This is a genomic window from Rikenella microfusus DSM 15922 (assembly GCF_000427365.1).
Classification (GTDB): Bacteria; Bacteroidota; Bacteroidia; order Bacteroidales; family Rikenellaceae; genus Rikenella; species Rikenella microfusus.
In genome coordinates, this window is record NZ_KE386488.1 from 1,318,662 (window position 1) to 1,337,781 (window position 19,120).

The following is a 19,120-nucleotide window of genomic DNA, read 5'->3' on the forward strand; positions in this document are numbered from 1 at the left end:
ACCCGATGAAACGTGTCGTATTATGGATCGGGGCGATGTTGGTATGCGCAGGATGCGGAAGCGGGCGGCAGGGCGATGGAATGGTTCAGCGATTGGTCGGACAAAAGATCGTTTTCTCTGATTCCCTGCTGGCCTCCGCCGGGCTGTGGATGTCCGATTCGCTCTGGTCGCAGGCGGTTGCTGCCGTGCCGAAAATATTGGTTTGCGTTACGGCTCAGGAATGCAATGTGTGCCAGATGCATATTCCGCAGTGGAATATCTATATGCGTGAGTTGAAACGTTGGCAAGGAGAGATCCCGCTTATTTTCGTGGTTGCAGAGAGACCGGAACAAGCGATTCCGGCAGTCAGGAACGGTCATTGTCCGGCAACGGTGCTGGCCGATCCGGGCAGTGGGTTTTGGGAGGCCAATAATTTGCCTGTCCATCCGGTTTTCAATACTTTTCTGTTGGACGGCGACAACCGGATCGTGCTGGTCGGTTCGCCGATCGGCAATGCGGCAATGTGGAAACTGTATCGCTCCACGATAGATTCCCTGCGGGCTGACAACGGACGTGGGTAGGGGAGATGGGATTATTGTTCCGGGCGGTACACGATGCAGTTATTGCGATTTTACCCTGTTCTACTCAGGAGACGGATTTCAATATTGCCGACTCGATTCCAGGGTAGGGTCGTGGGGAAAAATCTTTGCTTGGCTTTGGGTAAAGTTGCATCTAATTGTCCTTGCTTTTATATTGTAAAAAGTTTGAATTTTGTTTTTTATATTATATATTTGAAAACGAGATGGGGGACCCGGGGAATCCGGGGTTTAAAATTCACTAAATATACAATGCTATGAAAAATCTGAATAAAATTCTTTTTGCCGTTTCCGGTGGGCTACTACTGGGCGGCGGTGCGGTGCTCGCTTACATGCAGGCGAGACCGCAGCCGGAATTTTCGGACCTGACATTGGCCAATATCGAGGCGCTGGCTGGAGGTGAGGCGTCGGCTGTGGGATGCCGCTATGAAAAAGGATCGAGATGTTACGTATTCAGCCCGAACGGTGTGTTGGTCGATAAAGTCCGCAATGCCTATCCCGGTTAGCGTGCGATGTCTTGCTGTCTCAGGAGATTCGTTAGGAATCTCCTGAGTTTTTCTTGCAGGTGATGTTTAATGGAAGTAATTTTTTGAACCCATGATTAAGTTTCTTTACGGATATGTATGTTTGGTCGTTCTATGCGGTTTGTGGAGTTGCGCAAAAGAAGCGTCGTCGGTGAATACGTTTAATCCCGAATCGGAAGCACAATTGATAGTCTCGGATTCGGTGGACTTGAGTCATTGCGGTATTTTGGAATCCGAGTTTGTGGCGGTTTGCGATTCGGGTTTGGTTGTTAATGCCTTGGATGGGCAGTCGTTGGTCTATGTTTTGAATTCCGATGGTCAGGTGTCGGAATCGTTCGGAACGGAAGGTCGCGGTCCTGCCGAATTTTTGGAAATATCGGGTCTTGAGATATGGCATGACCGGCAGAATGTATGGCTGGGTATCTCCGATGCTCGGAGGGGACAGTATGTAAAGCGGGTCCTGGGCGGTTCGGCACGGCCACAGGTCGTTTATACTGAAGATATGGATTGGGATGCGATGGTTAGGTTGGCGAACGGTATGTTCGTTTGTGCTGCGATTGCGGATTCGTCCCGTTTTTATTTATTGGATTCCATGGCCCGTGTATTAGGTAAAACGGATAATTTTCCGCCGAAACCGGATGGCATTCCGTTAATATCGCATTCGATGGCTTGTACCGGTGTCTTGGCGGCAGCGCCGGATTGCTCTATGTTTGCCAGTAGCGTTGTGTACGATGGTGGAATTGATGTCTGTGAGGTACGCAAAGGGGAAATCGTACCATTGTGGCGGTTTTCTCAATTCGATATGGATTACGATATCCTGCCGGAATATCATAACGTGCCTGCCCCCAATCAGAATTCCCGACAGGGGTATATGGCTCTGAGTTTTTCCGATAACTACCTGTACGCTTTGTATTCCGGACATAAAATGCTGGACGAAGATTCCGAGATGTGCGATGAGGTTCATGTATTCGACTATGAAGGACGGCATTGTAAACGGTATCGGCTCGATCGAAAAATTTATGCATTGACCGTCGATCGGAGCGATAATCGTTTGGTCGGATTAACGCGAGATGCGGATGGCAATGTGCGGTTGCTCGTTTTTGCATTGTAGATTTCTGAGCGAGCCTATTTTATTTGGATAGTTGTTGCCGGGATGCGTATCGGGGAGATGAGGCAGGGCCGGCGCGGCGAACGGACGGTCAATGTGTTTGATTGGGATGGGAGACCGGTAAGGAAACTCCGTTTTGACCGGGACATCGGCATGTTCAGCGTCGCCCCGGACGACCGATTCCTATATTTCAATGCGGCGGATCCGGATAGCGGAGTGGAACAGATTTACCGCGTGGCCCTTTAAGGGAGGCCGGGGGTTGCCGTTTGCGCCCGGAATTCCTATCTTTGCCCATCGGAAAAATATACGAAACTCATGGCAAAAGAGCTGAAAGACCTCACCTCGCGCGAGGAAGACTATAGCAAATGGTACAACGACCTGGTGGTCAAGGCCGGGTTGGCCGAGAACTCCGCCGTACGCGGCTGCATGGTCATCAAACCCTACGGTTATGCCATCTGGGAAAAGATGCACGACGCGCTGGACAAGATGTTCAAAGATACCGGCCACGTAAACGCCTATTTCCCGCTGTTCATTCCCAAGTCGTTCTTCTCCAAGGAGGCGCACCACGTCGAGGGGTTCGCCAAAGAGTGCGCCGTGGTGACCCACTACCGGCTCAAGAACGATCCCGAAGGCAAAGGAGTGATCGTCGATCCGGACGCTAGGCTCGAAGAAGAACTGATCGTGCGTCCGACTTCCGAAACCATTATCTGGAATACTTATAAGAACTGGATCCAGTCCTATCGCGACCTGCCCATCCTGTGCAACCAGTGGGCGAATGTGGTGCGGTGGGAGATGCGCACGCGGCTGTTTCTGCGTACCGCCGAGTTCCTGTGGCAGGAGGGGCATACTGCCCACGCCACGAAAGAAGAGGCCGTCGAAGAGGCCCGGAAAATGATCGGCGTCTATCGCGATTTCGCCGAACAGTGGCTCGCCCTGCCGGTGATCGTCGGGCACAAGAGCGACAGCGAACGGTTCGCCGGCGCCGACGATACGCTGACCATCGAAGCGCTGATGCAGGACGGCAAAGCGCTCCAGTCGGGGACTTCGCACTTCCTCGGCCAGAATTTCGCCAAGGCGTTCGACGTGCAGTTCACCAACAAGGAAGGGCAGCTCGACTATGTGTGGGCCACCTCGTGGGGTGTTTCGACCCGTCTGATGGGGGCGCTCATCATGGCGCATTCGGACAATAACGGATTGGTGCTGCCTCCGAAACTGGCCCCGATCCAGGTGGTGATGGTGCCGATCTACAAGGGTGAGGAGGAACTTCGTTCGATCGTTGCCGTGATGGAGGGGATCGCCGCCGAACTGAAGGCGAAGGGGATTTCCGTCAAGATCGACGACCGCGACAACGTGCGCAGCGGTTTCAAATTCGCCGAATACGAACTGAAAGGGGTGCCGGTGCGTCTGGCCATCGGTCCGCGCGACCTGGCCGGCGGGACGGTGGAACTGGCGCGGCGAGACACGCTGACCAAGGAGAGCGTGCCGGCCGAAGGCATCGCCGACCGTATCGAAAATCTGCTGGAAGATATTCAGCGGAATATTTACGACAAGGCGTTGAAGTTCCGTGATTCGATGATTACGCGGGTGGATACCTACGATGAGTTCAAACGGGTGCTGGAAGAGAAAGGCGGTTTCATCCTGGCCCATTGGGACGGTACGCCGCAGACGGAGGAACTTATCAAGAACGAGACGAAAGCGACGATCCGCTGCATTCCGGTCGATGCGCCGGCGGAAGAGGGTACCTGTATCGTGTCGGGTAAGCCGTCGCACCGCCGTGTGCTGTTCGCCAAGTCGTATTAGGCGTTCGGTACGGTTTTATTTAAGGAGACTATATACGACTTTACACAAACCCTGTTTCGGCTCGGCGCCGGAGGGCTTCCGGCCGTCGGGGGGCGGCGGTGCGAACCGAAAAAATCATGCAGGGTAAAATAGTATATAATTACCTTATTTAAAATATGCAGGGAGTTTTTGTGTCGGCCTTGCTTCGAAGCTTTCGGTGGCTTCGGAGCAAGGCCGATATTATTTGGGAGTCAGGCAGACGTATAAATAGGGTAGAGCGGTTATGATTACGTTGGTAAGCATGTATTCCTTACTTTGATTTATATGTATGCCTGATGTTCGGCGGATTTTAGCCCATCCCTGAAGCCGTTTCGGAAAGCGGGTCGTTTAGTAGGCGCAGGCCGAAAAGATAAAAGAGTGTAAAAAACGTATCTGACTATGCGTAATATATGGAGTGCAAACTTCCCCGGTGCGGAGACGAGAGATTGCCGGGAGGTTTGGTCATATGTAGTCATCTGAATGCCCGGATATCAGACATTGCCTGTCCGTTTTGGGGACAGTTCGCCCCTTCCGGACAGTCCGGTTTTACACCGCCTCGGCCACCGCTTCGGCAATATCCACGACCCGTGTCCGATCGTTGCCCGCCGACCGTTGCAACGATTTCTTACACTGCGGACAGCTCGTCACGATTGTCTCCGCCCCGGTCGCCAGCAGGTTCCGCACCACCGTCGTCCCGATCTTCGTTTGGGCCGCCGTGTCCAGCGTCAGGTTGGCCAGACTGCCTCCGCAGCAATGCACCCGATCTTTTTCCCGGCTCTCGGCATTGGTCAGCGTAGCCACGTGCGACAATACGTACCGGGGTTCGGCATAAATCCCCCGCAATTCGCACGGATCATGGTAGGCATACGACGTCTGTACGACCGAAGTTTTGAGACGTCCTCCCGCAATCAGTTCCGCGATATACTGCGTGTGGTGCAGTACCCGAATCCCCGTTTGTTGCAACTCTCCGTACTCTTCGGTAAAACTTTTGTAGCAAATGGGGCATCCTGTTACCAGTGTCGTAATATGATGTTTACGAAATAGTTCCGTGTTGTAATCCTGCATCTTTTTCGCAGCCGGAAGGTTGCCGCTCAGCCGCATCGGACGGCCGCAGCAGACGCCTCCGTTCCGGTCGGCCCACCATACATCGACGCCGGCCGCCGCGAATATCTTCTCCATGGCCCGCAGCACGCCGGGGGTTAGCTGAGTCATGCATCCGGCGAAGAAACCGACTTTTCCCGTCCCTTCCGAACGGTCTTCGGCGGCAGTCAGGAACTCATACCGAGGAATGTTATACGACGAGGTCTGGCGGGCGAAAGCTACCCGGCTGCTCAGGCGCAGCGTCCCCTGTTCGATTCCGACGGGACAAGCCTCGGCACACCGCCCGCACATCAGGCAGGTGTCGGCCACCTGCGGGGTCAGATGTCCGTACCGGCGGTCGCGCAGGAAGTAAGCGGCCTGTATATGATTGATGTTCAGGTCGGCTGCGATCGGGCAGGGGTCGAGACATATCCCGCACCGCGAGCAGGCCTGTATCTGGAAATTATCGAACGAGCTTCCTTCGGGTTTCGCTTTCAGGCGGTAGGCCCGCAGGAAAATCAGCGGCACTTCGGTGAAGATGTGCATATAGCGCGAGTAGGGCAGTGCCACGAAAAAGAGGCCGAGCACGATGGAGTAGGCCCACCAGGCCGGATATTCCAGGGCCGAGAGCATCCCCATCGGCACTGCCGAGGCCAACAGGTCGCCGGTTCCGCCGGTAAAGAAGCTGCCGCTGTCGTGCACGCCGCAGGTGACGGATTCGGCGATATAGCGCAGCGGGAAGATCAGCCAAAGCGCCGAGAGCGCGATACGGTCGAAGGGGGTGTGCCGGGTGGTCCGTCGCATCCCCATCATCCGGGAGTATGCGCGTTTTCCCCAGGCCAGCGCCACGCCGCACAACACGAAGATCAGCAGGCAGTCCATCAGCAGGGCGTAGTTGAAGTGCCGGACGTAGGAGGCGGGTTCTTCGGGAAAGAAGTACCGGAAAAAGACGTGCACATGGGGGGGATTGACGGGATCCTGGATATAGGTCGAGGTTTCGAGTTTGCCGACCACGATCAGCAGAAACCACCCCAGGGCAAGGCTCATATGCATGAATCCGAGCATGGGGTTGGTTTTCCATATTTTCCGGTGGATCAGGCATTCGAGCACGACTTCTTTCAAGGCTTTGAGGCTTTTGGCCGATAGGATGTTGTGCCGTATCAATGCTTTGTCGCCAGCGGGAAGGCTGACGAACCATCGGCCCCACTTCCAGAGTATGGCGCCGAACAACCAGATCACTCCCACTGTGAAGGGTATGACGAAAGGATCGAAAAACCAGGGCGAACCGGGCTGCATATCTATTCCATTTATCTGTTCGTTTATTCGTACAGTTGAGGTTTGAGGTGACTGTTCTCTTTGTGAACAAAGAGAACCAGAAAAACTTTTTGAGATGCTTCGCATCTCCTGAGCCTGGCGGATGACCTTTCCTTTGAAAACTTGTTCTGTAACGGATAGGGGGCTATCAATGTCGTTACCCGATGCCCCCTATCCGTTACAGAACAAAGAAGTCTGCAAGAAAAGATTTTCGACAAACTGAGGCGTTGCAAACCTGCTCGAAAGTTTCTTTGGTTCTTTCTTTTCAAAGAAAGAACAGTGGACTCTACCCTCAGCGTACAAAATAAACGAACGGTTAATTACAATATTTCGAGCAGGACATGTATCACCGCCCGGGTATTGACTCCTCGCGGGCAGACCATCCGGCATTTACCGCATAGCATACAATCTTTCAGCGACTTTTTCGCCGTTTCGTACTCACCCCGGCGCACGAGATGCTGCACCTTTCTCAGACTGAACGGAGTAAACTGTCCCGCCGTACAAGTCGCCGTACAACTTCCGCAACCGATACACAACAGCGTCGTCCGTTCGCGCGCGATTACCCGGTCGCGTAAAACGGGATCCATCTTGTCCAGATAAATCGCCCGCGGCGCATTGATCGTAAATCCGAAATCCATCTTGTTAAAACTTAGGTAACTATATACGATTTAGCCCTAATTTATATGCGTAATTGATTCTCAGTATATTGCGGCCCTCGCCCACCCCCTTAAGCAGAGAAAAGCCCCGATCCCCTGTGCCGAGCGGCACCGCAGGGCCGGTTGGGAAGATCATTACCTGATTTTGGGTAAAGTCGCATATAATTACCAAAACTTATTCGTAGAGTTAATCGTCCACATAGCGGCCAGTCCGGAGCTATCGCCGCAGAGCGTTTGTTTTTCTCCCGCTCATGTCGCGGGGGCACCGACTTCTCCGGACGCCTTATGCCGGCGGGGCACCTTCTTTTTGGGGCGAGCAAAAAAGAAGGCAAAAAACTCGCCGGGAATGCGATTCCCCAGGTCAGCAGCCTCTGCCCGTACTTCGACACAAAATAAAATGCCGGGAGTACTTTAATAATTGCAATGTTTTCTCTTAGTCAGGCCGGAGCCACCCCCGGCGAAGGCCTGCAACTCGCGATGCTCGTTTGAGCCTCGCTGGCTCCGGCCTTGAATCTGCAAATTAAAAGTACAATTATTTCTACGGTCGGACGCCCGGGAGCGGTCGCGGTTTAGGTTAGTTGTAGCCCGGCTGGAGTGCTCTGCGTCACCGCTCCTCCGCCCCGCGGGAGGATGCGGCCCGCGCGACCTACAGATGCAAATCACCGGCCGATTAATCGTAGGCCTACTTTGCCAGATCCCGTTTGATTCGCCGGGCCACCGCCAACGCCTCGTTCACCGTTTCGCCGATCGTCTTCGGGCCAGTCGCCGTACCCGCCAGATAAATCCCCCGCACCGGACTCGCCACCGTCTCCACATACGGATCGCGCGGAGCGAAGAAACCGTTCTCCTGCGTCGGCAGCCCGAACGACGAACAACACCCCGGCGCACGCATCCCCACCAGCAACACCAGCATATCCACCGTCAGACGCAGCGGACGCCCCACCAACGTGTCCTCCACCTTCAGCTGAATACGTTTGTCCAGCGTCTCTCCCGCCTCCGATATACGTCCCCGCACGTAAGTCACCCCATGCTCCACCTGCGAACGGCGGTAAAGCTCCTCGTAACCGTTGCCGAACGCCCTCAGATCCATGTAGAAATTCGTCACCTGCACGCCCGGCACCGCCTCCGTCAGCTCGATTGCCTGCTTGATACCCGTAATGCAACACACCTTCGAACAATGGTTCTGCCCCACTTTCTCGTCCCGCGACCCCACGCAATGCAGGATCGCCACCCGTTTCGGCGCCTCGCCGCTGCGCATCGCCACCCGGCCCTCGCGGAACATACGTTCCAATTCCGCCGACGTCACCACATTCTCGTACATCCCGTAGCCGTACTCTTCCTTGAACCGCGCATCGAACAGGTCGAAACCCGTCGCCACCACCGCCGCCCGGCCTTCGAACCGTTGGCCGTCGGCAGCGATCGCTGTCACCCCGTCCGCCTCCGGCAGCACCGAAACGATCTCGCAACCCGTCGCCGAGCCGATCCCTTCAGCCCCCGCGGATAATCTGTCGATCACCTCCTGCGCACGCAGCTGCGTCGGAAACAGCCGGTCCCACCGCGCCACATGCCCGCCCGCGGCTTTCTCTTTTTCGATAATGAAAGGCTCGAAGCCCTCCTCCCGCAAAGCCGCCGCAGCCTGCATGCCGGCCACGCCGCCGCCGATCACCAATATCCTTTCCTGTGTCATATATGTGGTCTGTGTGTGGTCGTTCGTGAAAAGTTACAGCGCTGCGGGGTTATACACTGCCGGATCTGCCGGCCGGCCGATGAATTTACCGTTCCGCCCCAGGTACTTCGCCGACGGATCGTACTCCACGCCCAGTTTGTCCAGCAGCGGTTCGACCGGTACCTGATGCATCTGCATGCCCAGCTCCCACGGGTCGATACCCATCACCAGCCCCGCCATCTCTTCGTAAGTGAGTACGGGAATGGCATAGCGGCTGCCGGTCATGGCATTGAGGGTGAACTGCCAGCGGTCGAGGAACATGGCGCAGCCCGGACAGTTGGCCACGATAAAATCGGGATGATAGGGGGCCATGGATTCGAGTTTCTTCTGCGAATTGGCCACGGAGTAGCCGCGGTTGGCCTGCACGAGGTAGTTGCGGAACCCGAAACCGCAGCAGTGGCGCCGTTCGGGATAATCCACCGACTGTCCGCCCCACGCTTCGACCATCCCGGCCAGCACGTACGGAAATTCGGCGCCGCCGATCCCTTTCTTGGGGAACACTTTGGCGTAATGGCAGCCGATGTGGTCCACCACCCTCAGCGGTTCGCCGGTCGATACGTTCACCAGCCGCCGCACTCCCTTCTCCGCGATCTTCTCCCGCACGTGGAACATCAGATCGGAGGTATGCACCAGTATCTTCGGCTTCCGGAACTCGCGGCCGGTGGCTTTGAACAGATTTTCGCGGGCTTTGGCTTCCAGTTCGGGAAAGTGGTGCCACATGTCGAGCACTTCGCTGTAAATCCCGAACGAGGTGATGCACGAGGCGACGTAATTCTCGTACCCGCATTCGGTCATCAGCGCGAACTGCCGGGCGACGACGGCCATGGTGGTGTCGAGCGGCACGACGTCGGAATGGTAACCGATGCCGGTACAGGTGGTGTGCCGGGGATCTTCGACGATGTCCATCCCCAGGTCGTTCCGCAGAATGTCGAGAAAGGCTTTCTCGGAACCGGGGAAAAAGTTCTGACGGATGCAGCTGCGAGCGTAATAGTAATGGTCGTCGGCAATCTCTTTGCTGTATTCCTGCCAGTTCGCGTATCTGTATTTCATCGTATCTTGATTTACCGTTCTATTCCCGCGACAGCGGGCGAGCCGAAGCCGTCCCGCGCGTAGGTTCGCAACTTCGCCGGACTGCGTTGCGGCTACGCTGGCTTCGACCCGAATCCGACGAGGCGAGCTGAAGCATCACAGCGTGTGGGTGCCGCTGTTATAGGTGTAAACATACTCCATGTACTCGTCCGGGGTCATGCCCAGCTCTTCCGCCTTTTCGAGCGAGCAGCGTTCGATATTCTCCAGGAACTCCGTTCCCCCGCTCACATCGAAGATGCGGCGGAACTCCGCCAGACTCTCCGGGTCTATCGCCCGCGCAGGCCCCGGTCCCGCTTTCATATAGTTGTCCGTAAACCGCGCGAATACCTCCCGGTCGTGTTCATGCACCCACGCCCACACCGGCCCCTGCTCCGGATGCATCCGCGGCGCCACCCGCGTCGGATGCACGCAGTAACCCAACTCCATCATATTGCCGCCGAGCAACTTGCCCAGCGCATACTGCTGCCGCCCCTTTTCCGACTCCGTGAAAAAACCGTACTTCTGAGACAACCGGCGCAACGCCTGGATCACATACGCCGGCGTATTGCCCCTCGGACAACGCGGACGGCACGACATGCACTCGCCGCAATACCAGATCGTATCGCTCTTCATCAACGCCTCGATACTCTCGTCGTCCTTTGCCTGCACATCGTCCACGATCTGCCGCGGATCGTAATTGTAATACTCCGCCGCCGGACATACCGCCGTGCAGGCCCCGCAATTCATACAGGCATTCAGCCCCTCGCGGAAACGAGGATCCTGCATCAATTCGTCGAAATATTTTCCCATGGATTCCCGGAAGTCTTTTTACGGTAAACAAAAGTACGGAGGCAGGAAAAGATACGGGACAGTGTTATCACCTATTTTGCATGGGTATTTATACGTAAAAAAGACGCCGGAATCTCATTTCCGAAGATTCCGGCGACATGCTGGCCGAAGGTCGTTTTTATTTTTAGTATGCGCTTGCAGTCGGCCGGCGATTCGGCCTGTCGCCCTCCCCCCGTGGCGCAAAGCGCCAGGGCGACAGGACCGGCGGTTCTGCGAACCGCAACGGTTATCAAAAAATTGTTTGGTCGGTCTACCGCCTTTACCCGGAACAATACGGGATTATCCCTTTTCGTGTTGTTATACAGAGGATATGTTTTTCGGAGTATCCCGAAACGTATCGCCCCGCAGTCGCCCCGTGCGGCGGTCCGGTACACGAGCCGGGCCGGAACAGCCTCTCCCCGCAGGCCACGACCAGGCACGAACAGTAACAACACAAAAGAGGATAATCCCGAAACAATATGCCTCCAGAGGCTTCAATAACCGAGTAATCCGGCCGAAATTTCTATAAAATCTTCGTCCGTTTACGCGGCTTGCCCACGCCGGCTTTCGACTCGCGCACGCCTCCGCCGCCGATCGACGGCGAGACCTTCCCCTGCCCCACGGCCTGTTTCTGTTGCAAGGCGAACATCTCGTCCCGGTAACGCGCCGCCGCCATGAAATCCAACTCCTTCGCCGCCTGTTCCATCATCGCCCGCGCCTGCGCGATCGCACTTTCGAGGTCGGTAGCCGACATGTATTCCATCACCGGATCGGCCACCAGCGACAACGGAGCATCCATATCGTACACCACACCCGCGCCGTTCCCCCGGCCGAACGGCCGCTGCACCGTCTCTGCCCCCGCCGCGGCCACCCTGGCCGACGGCAGCGAAGCCGCCAGGGGCGATCCTTCGCCGAGCGTCGATTTGCTCATCTTCTGCACCGCCTGCGGCGTGATACCGTGCTCGATGTTGTAATTCAGCTGTTTTTCGCGCCGCCGCTCCGTTTCGTCGATCGTCTGGCGCATCGAATCCGTAATCTGGTCGGCATACATGATGACCCGTCCCTCCAGGTGGCGGGCCGCACGGCCCGCCGTCTGGGTCAGCGACCGCGCCGACCGCAGGAAGCCCTCCTTATCGGCATCCATGATGGCGACCAAAGAGACCTCCGGCAAGTCGAGCCCTTCCCTTAACAGGTTCACCCCCACCAGTACGTCGAAGCGGCCGGCCCGCAGGTCGTCCATGATCTCGATCCGCTCCAGCGTGTCCACGTCCGAATGGATGTAACGGCAACGGATGCCCACCTTCTCGAAATATTTGGTCAGCTCCTCGGCCATCCGTTTGGTCAGCGTCGTGACCAGTACCCGCTGGTCTTTCTCAGCCCGGATTTCGATTTCGCCGATCAGGTCGTCGATCTGGTCGGCCGTAGGCCGGATTTCGATCTCCGGGTCGAGCAGCCCCGTCGGGCGAATCACCTGTTCGACCACCACCCCTTCCGATTTGTTCAGTTCGTAATCGGCCGGCGTCGCGCTCACATAGATCGCCTGCGGCACCAACGCCTCGAACTCCTCGAATTTCAGTGGCCGGTTGTCGATGGCCGCCGGCAGCCGGAAGCCGTATTCCACGAGGTTCTTCTTACGGGCGTTGTCTCCGCCGTACATGGCCCGTATCTGGGGAATCGTGACATGGCTTTCGTCGATGATGATCAGGAAGTCGTCCGGGAAATAGTCCAGCAGACAGAACGGACGCGTCCCCGGAGCGCGGCCGTCGAAATAACGCGAATAGTTCTCGATGCCCGAACAATAGCCCAGCTCCTTAATCATTTCGAGGTCGTATTCCACGCGTTGCTTGAGCCGTTTGGCATACTGTTCCTCGCCGCGCCGCATGAAAAAATCGTACTGGGCCGACAAATCGTGCTGGATCTGGACGACCGCCGAATTGATCCGATCGCGCGTGGTGACGAAGATATTGGCCGGATAGATCGTCACCCGGTCGAGCTGCGACAGCCGCTGGCCGGTCGCCGGGTCGATCGCGTGGATCTCCTCCACCGTGTCGCCCCACTGGACGATGCGGTAAGCCTTGTCGCCGTAGGCCACATGGATATCCACCGTATCCCCGGAGACCCGGAACGTCCCGCGGCTGAACTCGATATCGTTGCGCGAATAGAGGCCGTCCACCAGCTGGTACAACAGTTTCTGGCGGGGAAAGTCCTCGCCCTGTTTGATATTGATCGTGTTGGCATGGAAGTCCGACGGGTTCCCGATGCCGTACAGGCACGATACGGAGCTGACCACCACCACGTCGTTCCGGCCCGAAAGCAGCGAACTGGTGGCGCTCAGGCGCAGTTTCTCGATTTCGTCGTTGATCGAAAGGTCTTTCTCGATGTAGGTATCCGAGGTCGGCAGGTAGGCTTCGGGCTGGTAGTAGTCGTAATAGGAAACGAAATATTCGACGGCGTTTTCCGGAAAAAAGCTGCGGAACTCTCCGTAAAGCTGCGCCGCGAGGGTCTTGTTGTGGCTCAGGATCAGGGTGGGCTTGCCGATGTTCTTGATGACGTTGGCCATCGTGAAAGTCTTGCCCGACCCGGTGACGCCGAGCAGGGTATTGTGCCGCGTCCCCTCCCGGAGCGAACGGGTCAGCCCGGCGATGGCCTCGGGTTGGTCGCCCGTGGGGGCGAAATCGGAATGCAATATGAAGTCCATATCGGTCTATGTTCGAACAAAGGCATTTACGTCACCCCAGGGCGCCTTTGTAGCATTCGGTAACGATATACGGTTTTGCCCTGTTTCTGTACGTGTGCCTGATTTTCAACTTATTTCGGCCCGCGCCGCCCTCCCGACGACCGGAACCCGTCCGGGCCGTACAATCGGCTTCATTATTTCCGGAAGTATTCGGATTAGGTATTTATACCGCGACGGAAGCCGTAAAAATACGTAGAATACCCTTATCGCAAAAGTATTACTTTTGCAACTCATTCCGTACCCTGATTATGAAACGATACCTCTCCGTTTTTATTTTGGCGGCGATGACCGCCAGCCTGCCGGCCGCGGGGGCCGGGAAAGGCGAGTCCCGCGTGAAGTTCAGGTTCGGCGGCCGCCTCGACGCGCAGGTATTCACCGACAGTTATGCTTCGAAGACCAAAAACAGCGGCATATTCTACTATTTTCCGTTAGCGCCGGATTACAATTCATACGGCGAAGACATCAACCGCGAAAATTCGTTGCGGTTCGGAGTGGCCAGCACCCGGTTGAACGCCACGGTATCGGCGGACGATATTCTCGGAGCAACCGCTAAAGCATATATCGAAACGGACTTCATGGGCACCGGCGACAATCTCGGCGTCCTCCGTCTGCGGCACGCCTATATCGCTCTGGACTGGAAACGCGGCCAACTGCTGATCGGCCAGACGAACAACCTGGCCGTAGCGGACGAGCTGTTCCCGAACACCGTTTCGTTCGGATGCGCCACGCCGCTCAATCCGTTGTCGCGCATCCCCCAGATCCGGTATACGCAGCGGCTGGGAGAGATCGTCCGCCTGACGGGGGCGCTGCAGATGTATGCCGGCACCGAAGGCGAAGCGCAGGCCTACGGCATGATTCCGGAGGTGGCGTTGCTGCTGGCGATAGGCGACCCGAAAGGATCGATGATCGGCTTCGGCGGGGCGGTCAAGTCGATCCGCCCGCGCAACCTGACGGAAGACCGGACGCGGACATTCAAACGGATGACGGCGTTCAACGCCTCGGTATTCGGCCTGCATACTTTCGGCGGCGGACATAAACTGTCGGCTTTCGCCATATGGGGACAGGACCTCTCGACGCTGAGTCTGATCGGCGGTTACGGCCCGAAACTGCGGGACATCGCTTCGGCCGATCCCGACTACGGTTATACGGCGACGCAAACGGTTTCGATGTGGGCGGATTTCGAAACGAAAACGATGAAAGGCTGGCAGCCGGGCATCCTGGCCGGATGGACGAAAAACCTGGGTACGGGACAGGAGGTCGATCTGGCGCAGGCGTCGATCCCGGACTTGGGGATCGATTGGTATTTCCGCCTGTCGCCGCGCCTGTGGTACCATTACAAACAGTTGTCTTTCGGCCTGGAATACATGTACAGCCTGGCTTCATGGGGCAGGGAGTTCGATACCCGCTACCGCCCGACGGAACGGTATGCCCATTCGCAGAACCACCGTGTGACGCTGCTGGCCCGTTTCAAATTCTGATTTCGCGACCCGATATAAGCAAGAAAGGGGTACCGGTCATGGCCGGTACCCCTTTGTTTTCTATCCGCCGCTTGCACACCGCCGCCTGCTCCCGGAGACCCGATCCGAAACCGTATGCGATATACAAGCGCCTGATTATATGTATTGATAATGTCGGTTTGAAGGTCTCGGCATGAAAATAACGGTCGATCGGACATCCGAAAAGGGATCCCGGAACGTCTCATTCATACTAACTCCATAATCAGACCTAATGAAAACAAGATGGTTGAAAACGACCGCACTGGCCGTCGGCTTCGCTGCGGTCTGCCTGACATCCGTGGCCCGGCATCGGTTCACTGCCGAACAGAAAGAGCAGGATTTCGAGTACCTCTGCAAAACGTTGAAAGAGAACTATCCCTATTTCGGGGTGCTTCAAAGGCAAACCGGTCGCGACTGGCTCGCGAACCACGACCGTTATTTACAGATGATCCGCGAGACTACGGACGACAAATCTTTCGTCACGGCCGTGCAGGCCATCATGCACGAAATCGGCTGCGGTCACGCATATGTGATTGCGCCGCATATGTTCGACCGGATGTCCGGGCTTTACCACCAGGCTGCCGTTACCCCCGGCAAAGAGAATAAGATATACCGCCGCTGGGCCGCCGTATATGACCGGGCCAGGCCCTATTACGACTATTTTAAAGAGCTTTACGGCATCGAACCGGCCGGCGAGGAGCAGTCCGCGGCTAACGGCGATTCGGGTTACGATCCGTCCGGAAATGTCTCGCTGGCCATGCTCGGCGACGGGAAAATCGGCGTTCTGACGATCAATTCGTTCGGTAACCCCTCGGCCGACAGTGCGTGGCTGATGACCTGTCTCGATTCCGTACAGGGTTGCGAGCACCTGATCATCGACTTACGGAAAAACAGCGGAGGCAACGACCAATATTGGACCGAAAATATCATGCCCCGCCTGATTTCCCGAACATATAAGTGGAACGGGCCTTCCGTGGTTCGCCGTGGTTCTGTTTCCGGGACTTGGTACGAAAAACGGTTCCGAAGTTTTAAGAAAGTGGTCTCGCTTCCGAACCTCCCGGCCGAAGTAACGTCTGAAGATTTTGCGGTCATTATGGATAAAAGGGTGGTTCGTCCGCAAGGACGTTCTGGATTCCGCGGAAAAGTCTGGCTGTTCGTAGGCCCTCGTGTCTTTTCCTCGTCCGAATCCTTCACCGCCTTTACCAAAGCCACCGGTTGGGCGACCATAGCCGGCACGCGCACCGGCGGCGACGGCATCGGCTCCGATCCGATCCCGATGATGTTGCCGGGCAGCGGTTTGCTGGTCAATTTCCCGGCGTGGGGCGGCCTGAATCCCGACGGCAGCTTCAACTTCGAAACCCGCACTACGCCCGATGTCGCGATTACCGCAGCCAGCAATGCCGAAGCCCTTGCCAATCTTGTGCATTATATCGACCCGACGGTCGAAGTTCCTGTTACTGCCGGGCCGCATGTGGTCGGCGTCGGGCCGTTCGAAAACGGCGCGCAGGATGTCGATCCTGCCGTTACGGAGATCAGGTTCCGGTTCAGCGAACCGATGCACGGATTCAGTTTCGGTTACGGCCCGCTCGGCCCGGAAGCCTTTCCGGAAATTGTCAGAGCAGGAAGCGGTTATTCCGAAGACGGTCTGGAACTGACTCTGGCCGTGAAACTGAAACCCGAAACCGAATATCAGATACAGGTGCTGGAGGGTCTCAAGCTCCGTAACAAAAAGGGCGTATCGGTCGAAGGTTATCAGCTGAGTTTCAAAACGCGAAAATAGTTCCGGAAATTTATCAATTGATTATCAGGTGATTGTGTGCGTTTCGACAGAAAAAACCGAAAAAAATCTTCGAAAAAATTTGCAGAAAACGAAAAGGTCGCTACCTTTGCATCCGCAATCACGAAAAACGATGTTCTTTCAGACTGCGGTCACGACAGTGAAAAGCAGGAAAAAGTAAAAAAAAGTTTTTGTAGGTTGAGAAAATTGACATACCTTTGTAGTCCCTTTCCGCCGGATTCGCGGTGCGGAAGGAATGCAAGAAAGATATGAACCTTCGGGTTTCAGTTCTTTGAATTACTGTGAAAAGTTAATGATAATTTGTAGTGTAGTACAATTTGTCAATTCCTGATTCCGGCGCCGCGAGGCGAACCGGAACGAGAAAATAATCGGGTCAGGCATACTCAAAATATTTTTTTACTATGGAGAGTTTGATCCTGGCTCAGGATGAACGCTAGCGGCAGGCCTAACACATGCAAGTCGAGGGGCAGCGAGGCGGAAGCTTGCTTCCGCTGTCGGCGACCGGCGCACGGGTGCGTAACGCGTATGTAACCTACCTTATACAGGAGGATAACCCGGAGAAATTCGGACTAATACTCCATAGGTATATTTTCGGCATCGGAGATATATGAAAGATTCATCGGTATAAGATGGACATGCGTGACATTAGCTGGATGGTGAGGTAACGGCTCACCATGGCGACGATGTCTAGGGGTTCTGAGAGGAAGGTCCCCCACACTGGTACTGAGACACGGACCAGACTCCTACGGGAGGCAGCAGTGAGGAATATTGGTCAATGGACGGAAGTCTGAACCAGCCATGCCGCGTGCAGGACGACGGCTCTATGAGTTGTAAACTGCTTTTGTACGAGAATAACGGTATCTACGTGTAGGTAATTGAATGTATCGTACGAATAAGGATCGGCTAACTCCGTGCCAGCAGCCGCGGTAATACGGAGGATTCGAGCGTTATCCGGATTTATTGGGTTTAAAGGGTGCGTAGGCGGCCCGGTAAGTTAGAGGTGAAATTCAGCGGCTTAACCGCAGAACTGCCTCTGATACTGTCGGGCTGGAGAGTAGATGCAGCAGGCGGAATGAGTAGTGTAGCGGTGAAATGCTTAGATATTACTCAGAACACCGATTGCGAAGGCAGCTTGCTAATCTATATCTGACGCTGATGCACGAAAGCGTGGGTAGCGAACAGGATTAGATACCCTGGTAGTCCACGCAGTAAACGATGATAACTCGTTGTCGGCGATACACAGTCGGTGACCCAGCGAAAGCGATAAGTTATCCACCTGGGGAGTACGACCGCAAGGTTGAAACTCAAAGGAATTGACGGGGGCCCGCACAAGCGGAGGAACATGTGGTTTAATTCGATGATACGCGAGGAACCTTACCCGGGCTTGAAAGTTAGCGACCGCCTTTGAAAGAGGGCTTCTCTTCGGAGCGCGAAACTAGGTGCTGCATGGTTGTCGTCAGCTCGTGCCGTGAGGTGTCGGGTTAAGTCCCATAACGAGCGCAACCCCTGTTCATAGTTACCAGCATGTAGTGGTGGGGACTCTATGAAGACTGCCGGTGTAAACCGCGAGGAAGGTGGGGATGACGTCAAATCAGCACGGCCCTTACGTCCGGGGCGACACACGTGTTACAATGGCCGGTACAGAGGGCAGCGACATAGCGATATGAAGCGAATCTCGTAAAGCCGGTCTCAGTTCGGATTGCAGGCTGCAACTCGCCTGCATGAAGTTGGATTCGCTAGTAATCGCGCATCAGCCATGGCGCGGTGAATACGTTCCCGGGCCTTGTACACACCGCCCGTCAAGCCATGGAAGCCGGGGGTGCCTGAAGTACGTGACCGCGAGGAGCGTCCTAGGGCAAAACTGGTAACTAGGGCTAAGTCGTAACAAGGTAGCCGTACCGGAAGGTGCGGCTGGAACACCTCCTTTCTGGAGCCTTGTTTCACATCAAAAGAAAGCACTGCAATACTTTTTTAACGAAATCGACTCGGAGTTCGGAGTCATCGCGATGATGATTTCGGAATCCGACGACATAGAGACCGATCCGAATGCGGGAGGTCTGAAAAGTTCATTGACACGTTAGGAAAAGAAAAACGAGTAAGGGTATTCGTCGTAGCGATACGGCGGAGCCTAGATAAGAAAGTATGCAAGGGCGTACGGGGGATGCCTAGGCTTATGGAGGCGATGAAGGACGTGTTAAGCTGCGAAAAGCGCCGGGGATCTGCAAAAAAGAATCGATCCGGCGATATCCGAATGGGGCAACCCGTCAGTCTGAAGGACTGTCGTTCCGAGTAATCGGAGAGCCAACCCGCTGAACTGAAACATCTAAGTAGGCGGAGGAAAAGAAGAAAACTCGATTCCCTTAGTAGCGGCGAGCGAAGAGGGAATAGCCCA

At 55.7% G+C, this 19,120-nt stretch carries 13 protein-coding genes, 1 rRNA gene and 1 other annotated feature (1 of these 15 running past the window's edge); of the genes, 8 read left to right on the forward strand and 6 right to left on the reverse strand.

Annotated features, from left to right (window positions below; translation table 11 throughout):
• Positions 1 to 5: 5 nt before the first annotated feature.
• The 5 genes from RIKMI_RS0106630 to proS all read left to right on the forward strand — a co-directional run bounded on the left by RIKMI_RS0106630 (position 6) and on the right by proS (position 4,007).
• A complete protein-coding gene (locus RIKMI_RS0106630; RefSeq protein WP_147288413.1) occupies positions 6 to 560 on the forward strand; it encodes a hypothetical protein in 555 nt (184 codons plus the stop codon).
• 272 nt (positions 561 to 832) lie between these two features.
• Positions 833 to 1,081, forward strand: a complete 249-nt coding sequence (locus RIKMI_RS0106635) for an NVEALA domain-containing protein (protein WP_027290962.1) — start codon at positions 833 to 835, stop codon at positions 1,079 to 1,081.
• Positions 1,082 to 1,172: 91 nt separating this feature from the next.
• A complete protein-coding gene (locus RIKMI_RS0106640) occupies positions 1,173 to 2,210 on the forward strand; it encodes a BF3164 family lipoprotein (protein WP_084135210.1) in 1,038 nt (345 codons plus the stop codon).
• A gap of 42 nt (positions 2,211 to 2,252) precedes the next feature.
• A complete protein-coding gene (locus RIKMI_RS14865; RefSeq protein ID WP_147288412.1) occupies positions 2,253 to 2,453 on the forward strand; it encodes a hypothetical protein in 201 nt (66 codons plus the stop codon).
• Positions 2,454 to 2,522: 69 nt separating this feature from the next.
• Entirely contained in the window at positions 2,523 to 4,007 is a 1,485-nt protein-coding gene (proS, locus tag RIKMI_RS0106650) for a proline--tRNA ligase (RefSeq protein WP_027290964.1), read from the forward strand.
• Positions 4,008 to 4,571: 564 nt separating this feature from the next.
• On the opposite strand, the gene RIKMI_RS0106655 is transcribed toward proS, so the two are convergent.
• The 6 genes from RIKMI_RS0106655 to uvrB all read right to left on the reverse strand — a co-directional run bounded on the left by RIKMI_RS0106655 (position 4,572) and on the right by uvrB (position 13,395).
• Positions 4,572 to 6,401, reverse strand: coding sequence for a heterodisulfide reductase-related iron-sulfur binding cluster (locus RIKMI_RS0106655; RefSeq protein ID WP_037291640.1), 1,830 nt, complete (start codon positions 6,399 to 6,401; stop codon positions 4,572 to 4,574).
• A gap of 338 nt (positions 6,402 to 6,739) precedes the next feature.
• Positions 6,740 to 7,057 (reverse strand): 4Fe-4S dicluster domain-containing protein, encoded by a 318-nt coding sequence (locus RIKMI_RS0106660; protein ID WP_027290966.1) that lies wholly within the window; start codon positions 7,055 to 7,057, stop codon positions 6,740 to 6,742.
• A gap of 700 nt (positions 7,058 to 7,757) precedes the next feature.
• Complete coding sequence (locus RIKMI_RS0106670) at positions 7,758 to 8,762, reverse strand: FAD-dependent oxidoreductase (RefSeq protein WP_027290967.1); 1,005 nt, start codon at positions 8,760 to 8,762, stop codon at positions 7,758 to 7,760.
• A gap of 33 nt (positions 8,763 to 8,795) precedes the next feature.
• Positions 8,796 to 9,851 carry a CoB--CoM heterodisulfide reductase iron-sulfur subunit B family protein gene (locus RIKMI_RS0106675; protein ID WP_027290968.1) on the reverse strand — a complete coding sequence of 352 codons (1,056 nt, stop codon included), beginning with the start codon at positions 9,849 to 9,851 and terminating at the stop codon, positions 8,796 to 8,798.
• A gap of 135 nt (positions 9,852 to 9,986) precedes the next feature.
• On the reverse strand, positions 9,987 to 10,679 hold the full coding sequence (locus RIKMI_RS0106680; RefSeq protein WP_027290969.1) for a 4Fe-4S dicluster domain-containing protein: 693 nt from the start codon (positions 10,677 to 10,679) through the stop codon (positions 9,987 to 9,989).
• 541 nt (positions 10,680 to 11,220) lie between these two features.
• Positions 11,221 to 13,395 carry an excinuclease ABC subunit UvrB gene (uvrB, locus tag RIKMI_RS13305; protein ID WP_084135211.1) on the reverse strand — a complete coding sequence of 725 codons (2,175 nt, stop codon included), beginning with the start codon at positions 13,393 to 13,395 and terminating at the stop codon, positions 11,221 to 11,223.
• A 287-nt stretch (positions 13,396 to 13,682) separates the two neighbouring features.
• On the opposite strand from uvrB, the gene RIKMI_RS0106690 reads away from it, so the two are divergent.
• The 3 genes from RIKMI_RS0106690 to RIKMI_RS0106705 all read left to right on the forward strand — a co-directional run bounded on the left by RIKMI_RS0106690 (position 13,683) and on the right by RIKMI_RS0106705 (position 18,655).
• Entirely contained in the window at positions 13,683 to 14,912 is a 1,230-nt protein-coding gene (locus RIKMI_RS0106690; protein ID WP_027290970.1) for a hypothetical protein, read from the forward strand.
• A 250-nt stretch (positions 14,913 to 15,162) separates the two neighbouring features.
• A complete protein-coding gene (locus tag RIKMI_RS0106700; protein WP_037291643.1) occupies positions 15,163 to 16,710 on the forward strand; it encodes a S41 family peptidase in 1,548 nt (515 codons plus the stop codon).
• Positions 16,711 to 17,126: 416 nt separating this feature from the next.
• Positions 17,127 to 18,655, forward strand: a 16S ribosomal RNA gene (locus RIKMI_RS0106705).
• A 207-nt stretch (positions 18,656 to 18,862) separates the two neighbouring features.
• Positions 18,863 to 19,120 (forward strand) — a sequence feature (23S ribosomal RNA rRNA prediction is too short) (it continues 606 nt past the right edge of the window).